We start from the raw sequence: 12,082 nt of genomic DNA on the forward strand, positions 1-12,082 counted from the left end.
GCGATAAATCTCTAATCTTTATTTCAAGCGCTCTCAGCTTTCGTTGCCTTTCAAGCGCTGTTTCTTTCCAATTCTCTCGACTTTGTTTAAACAGACGAATCAATCGGCTCGACGAACTTTTTAATTCGAATGGCACTAAGAAAAGATGAAACCTAGTGAGGGCAGGGTGTAGGGGGTAGGGTGTTGGGTGTAGTGTTCTAGACAATTGAATGCGAGTGCGTCAAGTAGTTCAACATCTTCTTAATTTCCTACACCCTACACCCCACACCCCACACCCAAAAGCCAGGAATACCAGGGATTTACGCTTTTCTTAGTGCCATTCCTTTTTAATTCTTTCATTAACCACCAATTTACATTGGATATTTTTAGATATATATTCTGTATGAAGAAATATCACCTCAAAACACCCAAAGTCAACACCCTACCGTAGGGGCACGGCAGTGCCGTGCCCCTACACTTGGCGATATAATGTTGTACCGCATCTGAGTGAGAACCGCTATAATACATAGCCTAATAAAAAAGCTTGATTTTCCATTTTTTTGGTAAAATTTCTTTGTTTTTACGCTTAACGCTGAGATTCTTTACTTACAACCTAAACTATCTCGCGTTGGCACGCCTGTAACCGGATTTACGCCATCCGCTCTTTCACACATTAACGACACTTGATAACGATCAATCAAAGCGTCGGTAAAATCAGCGCCTGTAATTTCGGCATCGAAAAAACGGCTGCGGGTCAAAGTTGCTTCTATAAAAATGGCATTTTTCAGGTTAGCACCATCCATAGTGACGCGATCGACTAAAGCGCCGCTCAAGTTCGCACCTTCCAGATTTGCCTTTAACAAAACTCCTTTAGTGAGAATTGCGTTGGTTAAATTCGCTCCTTGGAAATTTGTCCCCCGCATTTCTGCTGCTACAAAAGTCACACCTGCCAAATCAGCATTCGAGAAGTCACGATTTTCTAAATTTATATTGTTGTAGTTGATTGTGTTGATTTGAGCAAAAGCCGGTTTGGGATTCAGTATTATCCACAAAAATGCTAGTATCAAAATCGCAATCAAACCCAAAAAGCGCAATAAAATCTTTTTCATAACTTTATTATTTCTGAGTAGTCTTTTGTCATTAGTCCTCTCTTACAAAGTTCTGAGCGGAGGAAACCTCCGCTCAGACTTTGCGCTTTGTCATTTAACCAATGACTAATGACTAATGACTAATGACTCTTGGCTATTTCCAATCTTTACCAATCCGAATTGTGAGATCAGATTCTAAATCACCAATCGCCGACACTTCTATTTGACCCAAGCCTAAGACTTTTTGCAAATCAACTCCAACTCGTCGGTTGCCTTTTTGGACAACAATCTGAGTTTGACGTTGGGTATCTGGCCAATCAGGCACTTTGTAAATATTAGTAAAGCCTTTCTGTTTCAGATAAGCAATAACTTTTTCAGTTAGCTGAGGTTGATTGGAGGCATTTTGAATAGCAATTTTGAGGTTAGGAACCTGACGCATATCTGGTTTCAGACCAGGTACATTTACCCCAACATAATCATTCAACAGACTCTGTTGTCCTGTCATGTTCAGCCAATAGCTATCCGGGTCTTTGCTAAAACGGCTAAACGTACCAGGCAACACGGTCATTTGGAAATTATCCCGATCTAAGTTGAGGCCGAAGTTCACCAACGCCATCATTTCTTCCATCTTCAGGTTGGTATCAAAGTATTTTCGCATCAAGCGAGTTAATTGAGGCAACCTGGGTAAGACGGTAGGACTATTTAAGCGTTGCAGCAATGCTGCTGTTAGTGCTTGCTGACGCTGCACCCTCGGCAAATCTCCCAAACCTGGTTCGCGGAACCGGGCAAACTGTTCTGCTTGTTCGCCGTTGAGGGTTTGCCAGCCACTGACTAAATTAATTGACAGCCGACTGCTGGAGTCTTTATATTCCATTGATTGGGGAACAAAGACTTCCACTCCGCCTAACTGATCGACTAACTGCCGTAAGCCGCTGGTAGAAATACGGATGTAGCGATGGATTGGGGCGTTGTTTAAGGTACGGCTAACTACCCGTGCTGCCAAGACTGGGCCGCCTTGGGCATTGGCATCAGATACCTTAGTTAATCCCTTTTCTCCCTTTTCGGGGATAGCAATCATCGTATCTCTGGGAATGGAAAGCACCCGTACAGATTTTTCACTAGGGTTGAGCCGTACTAGCAGCATGGTGTCGCTTTTCCCAGCAAAGCTTTCTGGAGAACCATCAACAGTACCGCTGACTGGTTCAATCCCCATAATTAAAATATTCATCGGTCGTGAAAGCTGGTACTGGGAAAGTTTGCTCCATAACTCCCCTGGTAGTGGTATTTTTACCTCGTCTTTAGCAGTTCCTAAATCTTCATCTGTTCGATCTAAATTGCTCCACAACGGAGTCCAAAGGGCTAAGGTTGATACCAGCAACCCAGATAAGGTAATGCCGATGACAACTGTCATGATCCACAATAGCCATCGAGGCATGGTTAAGCCCAGTCTCTCGTAAAGCTGATTGGGAATCGCACCCACAGATTCGACGACGCTACGGTTGGGATTCGCTGGCGGGTTTAGTTCGACCTCCTCCTCCTCTGAGTCGGCTACTGGTGCAGGTGTTACTTGATTTTCCGTTCGTTGAAGTTGCTGCGATCGCACCTCATTTTCAAATGCTACTTGTTGAGATGTCACCGGATTTTCCGACCATTCGACTTGTTTTATCACAATTATCTCCCCACTCAACCACTCCCTAAAAGTATGTTAATCCAAGCTACAAATATTGCCAGTGGAAAAGCTCACTGTAAACTTGTAATGTTCTTCGGTAGGCGTGTATGACAACATGAATACTTTATTGTTCCCCGTAATCCTTGCTGGTGGTAAAGGTGAACGTTTTTGGCCCCTAAGTCGCAAAGACAGACCCAAGCAATTTTTAAGTCTTGATGGTAGCTCTAGAAGTTTATTACAAGCAACCGCCGATCGATTGATAGAACTCGGTGGCGGGTGGGATTCCTTGTGGGTGATTACTTCTAGTCAGATAGCTGAAGGGGTAAGACAACAATTACCTGATCTACCAGTTGAAAACTTACTGATCGAGTCCGAAGGAAGAGACACTGCCGCAGCCGTTGCTTGGACAAGTTTAGAAATCAAACAGCGCTATGGAGAAGACGCTGTTATTGGCTTTTTCCCTGCTGACCACTGGATTGCTGACGAAGAAGCGTTTGCACACACATTAAGCGCGGCTACGCAACTGGCAGCAAGCACAGCAGCGATCGTTACACTGGGGATCAAGCCTACTTTTCCATCAACCGGTTACGGCTACATTGAACAAGGTGAAAAAATAGGTAGCTTTAATGAGTTGCCAGCTTATCACGTCAACCGCTTTACTGAAAAGCCCGACCGTGAAACGGCAGAGACTTTTTTATCTACGGGACGCTTTAGCTGGAATAGTGGAATGTTCGTTTTTCGGGCAGGGGTTGTTCTCAAGGAACTACATACCCATGCTCCAGAAATTATCGAACCTTTAGAACAACATGGTCCTGATATCTATCCCCAGTTGCCTAAGAAGAGTATAGACTATGCGCTAATGGAAAAGACAACTCTAGCATACGTTTTGCCAGTTGATTTTGGTTGGGATGATTTAGGAGATTGGAATGCGATCGAACGCTTACTGAAGAAAGAGGAGAATCCCAATGTGGAACTCGCTACTCACGTAGGGTTGGACACGCAGGGCGCGATTATTTACGCCTCAAATCCAGAAGATGTAGTTGTTACAATTGGTTTAGAGGATGTGGTGATTGTGCGCGATCGCAATGTCACTCTCGTTGTTAACAAAGAACGTACCCAGGAAATTAAGCAGATCCTCAAAATTCTTCAGAGCGATTCCCGATTTATCGACCTGCTGTAAAAATTAAAACCCTTGGCAGAGGCGAAAAAGTCTATTTTCCTATTATAACTTGACTGTCTGTTATTTTATCTGACAGTTATGGACATTATTAGCTTTCAGCCTCTCGCCAAGACAATGGCCATCGATTCTATTACTGCCTATCAAAAATATATTTCTCCGTCCAAAGGATTTAGTTGTTCCCATCGCTTATTACACGGTGGGGACTCCTGCTCTAATTACGTCAAACGGATGCTGAGTGAACAGAAGCTCCACGAAGCCGTACAATCATCCATAAAAAGATTTCAAGACTGTGCCGCAGCTAGCAAAACTTTAACAAGCAGTAAAGCTAGAGCCGACTTCCGTTGTATTGTCATCCCCTGCTGTTTACCTCTTTAACTCCTCTGCATCTTTGCAGTTCTTTACAAAAATGTTCCTCACCCAAACTGTTCCCCGTCAACGAGAAATTCTTGAAGTATTCCTTCGCAATGGCTGGGACTATATGCGAAGGTTACTCACTGGTGGCAAAGCTGATGAACCCCAGCTACCTACACCTGCGGTTTTAAAAAATATCCTGATAGATTTGGGCCCAGTCTACGTAAAACTCGGTCAGCTACTTTCTACGCGTCCAGATTTACTGAGTGCTGCCTACATTGAGGAACTATCAACTCTACAAGACGAAGTACCACCAGTTCCCTGGTCAGAGGTAGAAGTAGTCATCCGCAAACAACTAAAACTCTCTCTGGCAGAAACTTTCAGCACAATTAACCCGATCCCAGTTGCAGCAGGATCAATTGCTCAGACACATCGAGCTACATTAGCAGACGGTCGAGAAGTTGCTCTGAAAGTGCAACGTCCGGGAATTGATATTACAATTGCCCAAGATATTGCTTTAATTCAAGGTATTGCTGATTTAGTGGCGCGGACTGAGTTTGGGCAAACCTATGAAATCAAATCCATCGCTGAAGAATTTACCAAAGCTCTAGAAGCCGAGTTAGATTTTACACGGGAAGCGGGTTTTACAGACCAACTGCGGCGCAACTTATCTAAAAGTCGTTGGTTTGATCCCACGCAAATAGTGGTTGCGGAAATTAACTGGGAATTGACCACAGAAAAATTACTGGTGATGGAATGGCTGGATGGGGTGCCGTTCCTGTCGGCGGATTTGAACAACAATAATGGTAAAGATCCTGATGTAGAGCGTAAAGAAATAACTACTTTGTTATTTCGGGTATTTTTTCAGCAACTATATATTGATGGCTTTTTTCACGCTGATCCCCATCCAGGGAACTTGTTTTATCTCAAAGATGGTCGTGTTGCCCTCTTAGACTGTGGCATGGTGGGAAGACTTGATCCCCGCACACAGCAGATATTAACAGAGATGTTGTTAGCGATCGTTGATTTAGATGCTCAAAGGTGCGCTCAATTAACTTTGCAGCTATCAGATTCTGCTCAACCAGTAATTTTGTCGCGGTTAGAAAATGATTACGATCGCATGTTACGAAAGTATCACAACGTCAGCCTCACGCAAATAAACTTCAGTCAGATAATTTATGAAGTTTTACAAGTTGCCCGCAACAATAAAATTAGATTACCTAGCAATATGGGTTTGTATGCCAAAACCCTAGCAAATTTAGAGGGTGTAGCGCGGACATTCAACCCTGAGCTTAACTTTTTTGATGAAGTAAAACCATTAATTACAGACTTGTTTCGTAGGCAGTTACTAGGCGATAATCCAGTGCGATCGCTCCTCAGAACAGCCCTAGATATTAAAAGTCTCTCTCTCCAATCTCCCCGTCAAATAGAACTGTTATTAGACCGAGTTACCTCAGAAACCTTACAGTGGAATCTATCGCTGCGGGGTTTAGATGGTGTGCGGCGCACTATGGACGATGCGGCTAACCGATTGTCTTTTAGTATATTAGTAGGTTCGCTGATTATGGGTGCAGCCATTATTTCCACCAGAGCGCAGACAACTCAGCTATCTTTTTTAAGCACCATCCTCTTTGCCGTCGCTAGTTTATTGGGTTTGTGGTTAATTATTAGTACATTGCGATCGGGACGTTTACGCTAAAGTCTATGTGTTGTGCCTGAGTAATGCCCACCACAGGAAATCATCATATGTCACTGGTAAAAATACCTACTTTAGTATTTGGAACCACAGAAAAATAGCAATAAACATCAATGATTTATGTGTGTTTACCCGTGTACATCTGTGGTTCTAATACAGGACTTACGCAAAAACCCTCTACAACTCTTATTACTTGGCGCACTTGGCGTACTTGGCGGTTCGTTTTTTTATGATTTTGCGTAAGTCCTATAATATAAAAAATATGTCAATCATCATTGCTGAAAAGCTAAGTAAATCTTATCCAGTGGCAGTTAAAAGTCCGGGTATTAAAGGTACAATCACCCACTTTTTTCGCCGCACCTACCGCACAATTCAAGCAGTTCAGGATGTTTCCTTTGAAATTGCCCCTGGTGAAGTAGTGGGGTTTTTGGGCCCAAATGGTGCTGGTAAAACAACCACACTCAAAATGCTCACGGGGTTGATTCATCCCTCTAGCGGTAAAGTTCAAGTAGCTGGACAAATTCCGTTTCATCGGAAAGAAGCATTTTTGCAAAAAATTACCTTAGTAATGGGGCAAAAGCAGCAACTAATTTGGGACTTACCAGCGCTGGATTCTTTGAGAATTAATGCTGCTGTGTATAACATCTCTGATAAAGAGTTCCAACGGCGGGTGGGAGAACTCACAGAGATGCTTTCCCTAGAAGGCAAACTTACCCAACCAGTACGGAAGCTATCTTTGGGTGAACGAATGAAGGCGGAATTGCTAGCAGCACTTTTGCACCGTCCTCACGTATTATTCCTAGATGAACCAACGCTGGGACTAGATGTAAATGCTCAGGTGGCGGTGCGCGATTTTTTGCGCGACTACAATCAGCGTTATCAAGCTACAGTGCTGTTGACGAGTCATTACATGGCTGATATCACAGCTTTGTGTCAGCGAGTGCTGTTGATTCACCAAGGAAGGCTGATGTATGACGGTAGTTTGGATGGACTATTAGAACGTTTTGCCCCTTACCGGGAAGTTCATATAGAGTTAGCCCAACCTCTACCGATAGAAAAACTTATGACCTATGGTGATGTGCAACACTTAGAAGGGCGATCGGTGCATTTTATGGTCTCAAGAGAGGCGCTCACCCGCACCGTTTCTCAGATTTTGACGGATTTAGAGGTAATTGATTTAACAGTTACCGAACCGCCTGTGGAAGAAGTGATTGGACGAGTTTTTCAGGCGGGTGTCGTGTAGTATAGACGCGATTAATCGCGTCTGTACAAGAGTGGAGAATTCTGGATAATTTTTGTAGCGGGAAGTGAATAAATGAAGCAGATAATCAGAAAAGCCTTAACTTTGCTGTCAGTATACTACGCCTATATGGTTGAGTATCGGGCAGAACTAATATTATGGGTTTTGGCTGGCTCTTTGCCGGTTATCCTCATGGGTATCTGGATACAGGCGGCACAAGGAGGACAGTTTGGATTATCACCTGTGGATTTTGCTCGTTACTTTATCACAGTTTTCATCGTTAGACAATTAACAGTTGCTTGGGTAATTTGGGACTTTGAAAGAGAGGTAGTAGAAGGCAGGCTTTCGCCCAAGTTGCTACAACCACTCGACCCAGTATGGCATCATGTTGCAAGTCATATTTCTGAAAGATTTGCTCGACTAACGTTTGCTTTTCTATTAGTGGCTTTATTTTTTATTCTTTATCCCCAGGCTTTTTGGTTACCAAGTTTGAGTAGGTTTTTGCTGTTTACATTGGCGGCGGTGCTAGCTTTTGCTTTGCGGTTTACGATTCAGTACACCTTTGCCATGTTCGCCTTTTGGACAGAACGGGCTAGCGCTTTAGAAAATTTTTGGTTGTTATTTTATCTATTTTTATCTGGTTTGATAGCACCTTTAGAGGTCTTTCCAGAACCTGTGCAGAAAATAGTGATGTTTACGCCTTTTCCCTATTTGATTGATTTTCCTGCGAGTCTTTTGGTAGGGCTACCCGTGGATATAGGGCGAGGATTTGGGTCAATGGTGGGATGGATATTAGTGTTTTTGGGTGCGAATCGTTTGCTGTGGCGTGCGGGTTTGAAGAGGTATTCTGGCATGGGAGCATGATTAACAATGCTAGAGATTTTATAAATTACTTGGTATCGTCTTAAAGTTTTCTGCCGTTCCTAAAGAATAATCTTCTAACTTAAAATCAGCAAAAGGCTTCTTTTCTAACCTATCCCGTAACGCCTCATCAATAATTACACTTGCTGATTGTTTTTTAACACCAATGATTATAATATTTCTCTGATATTTAGTTAAATCCTGATTTACCTGACAATCACTCCGTTGAAATTGTCCCAAATTTAATATACGATAGCCTTTGACGCTTGGTGTATTAATAAATAAATTTTTCACTAAAAATTGTACTTGTTTGGAACGTTCTAAAGACATTCGCTGTTGAACTGCTCTATTACCTTTACAAGAAACTGTGCCTACAGAAATAATCTCACTAGGATCTTCCATTACCTTCTGTATACCTTCCTGCTCTAAGTTCAACTTTAAAAGGTCTAGACTAATAATTTCATCATTATATTTAATTTGAAAATTGCTACCTAAAAGCCATTTGTATTCTAGTGATAAAACAGCTATATTAAATTCGGCTACCTTTCCCTGACTATCCCTACCTTCTTGATAAGGAAAATAATCAATATTACCTTTTTTTTGTGGAGATTGTCCGTAATTTTGCCTGACAGAAAATTTTGATGTCCGCGTTGCTAATGCCACTATACTAAGTAATCCTAATATGACTAGCAGGGCTACAAAAAATGCTAGTAGTGGTACTTCTTCGGTCTGTTTCTGTGGAGATAATGAAGTTTTAGTAATTAGTGCTGGCAATTGCTCAATTTTACAATCATCTAATAAAGTAATGTTTTCAGCAGTAGTTTCTGTTAGTTGGGTTTCAATTTCTTCTAGGCGTTGTAAAATCTCCTGAGTATTTGCAGGACGCTTTTCTATATCCGGTGCTGTGAGCCAATCAATTAAATTCAATAGTAAGGGTGAGATATGGATGGCATGATTTTGCCAGTGCAACAAATTTTGCTGGACATCATACATATCTAAAGGATGGTATCCCGTGAGTAAAAATACAAAAGTGCGTCCCAAGGCAAAGAAATCTGATTGCGGTACTGCTTGAGCATTCATTTGTTCTGGAGCGCTATAACCAGATGACATAAGTGCTGTCATCCCGTCGCTGTTGTTGAGTTTGTCTGGGTAGGTTCTGTCAATTTCTGTGGCGGTGCCAAAATCAATCAGTACTAAATCCCCCCAACCCTTCCCAAGGGGGGATCGAATCATAATATTAGATGGCTTAATATCTCGATGCAGATACTGTTGACCATGCACTAAATCCAAAATTTCTACCAATTGTTTTAACCAGGCTAAAGCTTGTTCCTGTGAAATAGGATAATTCTGCTGTTGCTGCTTTAGCCACTCTTCTAAGTTGTACCCATCGATTTTTTCCATTGCAATGCAATGCAACACTAAACCATTTCGGGTTTGATACTGGAAGTAACTATCCTCTTTGGGAATGCCGGGATGCTTGAGTTGTCTCAATACAGTTACTTCTTGCTGAAATAGTTCTACTGCTTTGGCATCGCTTGATAAATCCTCTTTGAGTATCTTGAGGATTTTAGGGGTATCTTGTTCGTATGCTTCATAAACTTTACTAAACCCTGTTTTGTCACTCAATAGGCACATCACCCGATAACGCCCTAGCAATTCCAAATGGGAACCACAACTTTGACAAAAGCGGTTTTGATGATTATTTGGATGGTTTGGTTTAGGGCAAACGGGATTGATACAAAGGCTCATAACTGGCTTATCCGTACATTAACAGTTATCAGTTATGAGTTATCAGTAACTCATAACTGATTTAAGAGGAATGCAGACGCGTAGCTGTTTGTTGCTAGACATCGCTCCTATTAATTCTTCTGTTGCCGTATGATAATCCCGTCCAATAATTATGAGATTTTCTATCTGTGTTCTGCCAATAAAGCTGCTACAGTTTGGTTAAATGCCTCTGGTTGTGTCAAAAACGGCCAATGATTGCCGGGAACTTGGCAGATGCGTAAGTTTTTAAGATAAGTTTTGTAGGGTTTAATTTGCCAATCTTGGCGGTTCAATCCTTGTTCTGGCTGGACGAAGATGGCAGGGGTGTCAAGGGGGATTGTAAAACCAGGCACTTGCATTACTGCCTCAAAAATGCCGTCACGGGCGGCTATGGTAAATTTGCTGCCCCAACTACCATCGGGTTTTTGTTCTATTCCTGCTTGAAAGACTTGCTGCTGTAAGGAACTCCATCCTTGATATTGCTTTAACTGCCGTGCTTGTTGTTCGGCTTCTTCATGAGTGGCAAAGGGACCCATACTTTTGAGAAAAGGCAAGAAGCGATACAACATGGGAAAAGTTACCCTGAGAAGACTGGGCATTTTCCAGATGAAAATTGGATCAACCAGAATTATACTCCGCAAACGCTTTGGGTTTTGCCTTGCCCAGATGGCGGCTAATTTGCCTGTCCATGAGTGGCTGACAATATGGGCAAAAGTCCATCCGAGATGATCCATTAGTGCTTCGAGGTCTGCGATCGCACTCTCAAAGCTATAATCTCTCTCAGGCTTACTACTTTGCCCATGTCCGCGCATATCTGGTGCAACTATGTGGTAGTCTGCTGCTAAGTAATCTCCTAAACTAGACCACACTAGAGCATGGTCGCCTAAGCCGTGTAACAGCAGTAAAGGTTCTTGCCCTTGGTTCCACTCTAAATAAGAAAGTTGGATATCAGGCTTTGATAAAGTTTGACGTACAGGCATGATTGCACATCCACCAATGAAGAGATAGTTTCGCGTTTATATAGTACTGCGAAAGAAGATGGACGCGGGGAGATGGGACTTGACAGCTATAACGAACCCTTGTAAATTCTTCCCAATCTCAACTTTTCTCATAAGTCAAATTACCTGGATGCGATCGCGCATTTGGAGTCAGAGTAATTAAATCGTCAATATTGCGTTTCATTGTGTCGCAAATCGTATCTAAAGGTAAGTCGTTAGGGTCATAACCAAAGGGGTTTTCTATCTCCAAACCGATGGCTTCAATGCCAAATACTGTAAAACCAACTAAAGCAGAAATTAAACCTGTCCACCAACCCAGAGTCTGCACTATTTGAAAGGGTAGCAGGAAACAATATAGCAGCAATAATTGCTTAAGATGAATAGCATAAGCTAATGGCATAGGTGTTTTTAAAATGCGTTCGCAAGCACCTAAATTATCCACAAGATTATTCAATAATTCTTGCATAGATGTTAACTGGTAGCTATTAAGGCAATTACGATGGTACTGCTCCTGTAAATAATCTCCTATCCAAAAGGCGACCTCTATGGGGGGATTATTCATAATCTTCAGTTTTATATACTTACTAGATGGCATTAAATCTTCTAACTCGCTATTGACTGCTTCTGCCCGCAAATGTAATTTAGTTGTCACAGCAAAAGCTACCAACAAATTTAATGCTGTAATTTTATGATCTTTATCTTCTGGAGAGATTTCATCAATTGATACCCAAATTTGCCGTGCCAGATTTCGGATGTTATTTACTAGAGATCCCCAGCATTTTCTCCCTTCCCAAAATCTCTCATAAGCCGTATTTGTGCGAAATACAAGTAACAAACCTAAAACAATACTAGGAATAACGCTTCCTAAAATAGGTTGGGATACAGGCAAATCAAAATGGTAAAGTATAGAAATCAAAAATCCGAAAGCTCCGCACCATAAAATATGTTTATAAACCGCTTTTATCACCGAACCTTTAAGTTGTAATGTTGTGCGTAGCCATGTGAGTTTTTCGGCTTTCATACAGTCACCCTAAGAGAATATTTACTGAACCGATAGATAAAATATCGATACTTTAAAAATAATAACTATAGAAATAGCACAATTTGCAAAGAGGATATTGTGATATAGAATCCATTTGACATCTTTTACTATCTTGAAGTACAGTTACCGCAAAAGCCGTATCCAGCAGTCATGCCGTACTCTAGCAGCCTAACAGACGAAGAGTGGGAAATCCTTGAACCCCTACTGCCGA

At 41.9% G+C, this 12,082-nt stretch carries 10 protein-coding genes; 5 read left to right on the top strand and 5 right to left on the bottom strand.

Annotation, left to right across the window (positions count from 1 at the left end):
- Nucleotides 1-581: 581 nt before the first annotated feature.
- Both H6G92_RS36505 and H6G92_RS36510 read right to left on the bottom strand, forming a co-directional pair.
- On the bottom strand, nt 582-1,088 hold the full coding sequence (locus H6G92_RS36505) for a pentapeptide repeat-containing protein (protein ID WP_190901470.1): 507 nt from the start codon (nt 1,086-1,088) through the stop codon (nt 582-584).
- 133 nt (nt 1,089-1,221) lie between these two features.
- The gene (locus tag H6G92_RS36510; RefSeq protein WP_190901472.1) at nt 1,222-2,736 is read right to left on the bottom strand and encodes an LCP family protein; all 1,515 of its coding nucleotides are present in this window, start codon (nt 2,734-2,736) and stop codon (nt 1,222-1,224) included.
- Between the two features lie 115 nt (nt 2,737-2,851).
- Here H6G92_RS36510 and H6G92_RS36515 point away from each other — a divergent pair, with 115 nt between their 5' ends.
- The 5 genes from H6G92_RS36515 (at nt 2,852) to H6G92_RS36535 (ending at nt 8,067) form a co-directional block, all read left to right on the top strand.
- Nucleotides 2,852-3,916, top strand: coding sequence for a mannose-1-phosphate guanylyltransferase (locus H6G92_RS36515; RefSeq protein WP_190901474.1), 1,065 nt, complete (start codon nt 2,852-2,854; stop codon nt 3,914-3,916).
- 78 nt (nt 3,917-3,994) lie between these two features.
- Complete coding sequence (yidD, locus tag H6G92_RS36520; RefSeq protein WP_190901476.1) at nt 3,995-4,291, top strand: membrane protein insertion efficiency factor YidD; 297 nt, start codon at nt 3,995-3,997, stop codon at nt 4,289-4,291.
- 31 nt (nt 4,292-4,322) lie between these two features.
- Nucleotides 4,323-5,966, top strand: a complete 1,644-nt coding sequence (locus H6G92_RS36525; RefSeq protein ID WP_190901479.1) for an ABC1 kinase family protein — start codon at nt 4,323-4,325, stop codon at nt 5,964-5,966.
- 259 nt (nt 5,967-6,225) lie between these two features.
- Complete coding sequence (locus H6G92_RS36530; RefSeq protein WP_190901481.1) at nt 6,226-7,206, top strand: ABC transporter ATP-binding protein; 981 nt, start codon at nt 6,226-6,228, stop codon at nt 7,204-7,206.
- Nucleotides 7,207-7,278: 72 nt separating this feature from the next.
- Complete coding sequence (locus H6G92_RS36535) at nt 7,279-8,067, top strand: ABC transporter permease (RefSeq protein WP_190901483.1); 789 nt, start codon at nt 7,279-7,281, stop codon at nt 8,065-8,067.
- 18 nt (nt 8,068-8,085) lie between these two features.
- On the opposite strand, the gene H6G92_RS36540 is transcribed toward H6G92_RS36535, so the two are convergent.
- The 3 genes from H6G92_RS36540 to H6G92_RS36550 form a co-directional block, all read right to left on the bottom strand.
- The gene (locus H6G92_RS36540; protein WP_190901485.1) at nt 8,086-9,813 is read right to left on the bottom strand and encodes a serine/threonine-protein kinase; all 1,728 of its coding nucleotides are present in this window, start codon (nt 9,811-9,813) and stop codon (nt 8,086-8,088) included.
- 161 nt (nt 9,814-9,974) lie between these two features.
- Entirely contained in the window at nt 9,975-10,811 is an 837-nt protein-coding gene (locus H6G92_RS36545; protein ID WP_190901487.1) for an alpha/beta fold hydrolase, read from the bottom strand.
- A 118-nt stretch (nt 10,812-10,929) separates the two neighbouring features.
- Nucleotides 10,930-11,850 (bottom strand): bestrophin family protein, encoded by a 921-nt coding sequence (locus tag H6G92_RS36550; protein WP_190901489.1) that lies wholly within the window; start codon nt 11,848-11,850, stop codon nt 10,930-10,932.
- Nucleotides 11,851-12,082: the final 232 nt, after the last annotated feature.

The sequence above is a fragment of the Nostoc foliaceum FACHB-393 genome, assembly GCF_014698505.1.
In the GTDB taxonomy this organism is placed as follows: domain Bacteria; phylum Cyanobacteriota; class Cyanobacteriia; order Cyanobacteriales; family Nostocaceae; genus Nostoc; species Nostoc foliaceum_A.

What these genes read in the sequence shown, in the direction of transcription:
- H6G92_RS36505 (WP_190901470.1), bottom strand. Translation starts at nt 1,088, where the DNA reads ATGAAAAAGATTTTATTGCGCTTTTTGGGTTTGATTGCGATTTTGATA.
- H6G92_RS36515 (WP_190901474.1), top strand. Translation starts at nt 2,852, where the DNA reads ATGAATACTTTATTGTTCCCCGTAATCCTTGCTGGTGGTAAAGGTGAA.
- yidD (WP_190901476.1), top strand. Translation starts at nt 3,995, where the DNA reads ATGGACATTATTAGCTTTCAGCCTCTCGCCAAGACAATGGCCATCGAT.
- H6G92_RS36525 (WP_190901479.1), top strand. Translation starts at nt 4,323, where the DNA reads ATGTTCCTCACCCAAACTGTTCCCCGTCAACGAGAAATTCTTGAAGTA.
- H6G92_RS36530 (WP_190901481.1), top strand. Translation starts at nt 6,226, where the DNA reads ATGTCAATCATCATTGCTGAAAAGCTAAGTAAATCTTATCCAGTGGCA.
- H6G92_RS36535 (WP_190901483.1), top strand. Translation starts at nt 7,279, where the DNA reads ATGAAGCAGATAATCAGAAAAGCCTTAACTTTGCTGTCAGTATACTAC.
- H6G92_RS36540 (WP_190901485.1), bottom strand. Translation starts at nt 9,813, where the DNA reads ATGAGCCTTTGTATCAATCCCGTTTGCCCTAAACCAAACCATCCAAAT.
- H6G92_RS36545 (WP_190901487.1), bottom strand. Translation starts at nt 10,811, where the DNA reads ATGCCTGTACGTCAAACTTTATCAAAGCCTGATATCCAACTTTCTTAT.
- H6G92_RS36550 (WP_190901489.1), bottom strand. Translation starts at nt 11,850, where the DNA reads ATGAAAGCCGAAAAACTCACATGGCTACGCACAACATTACAACTTAAA.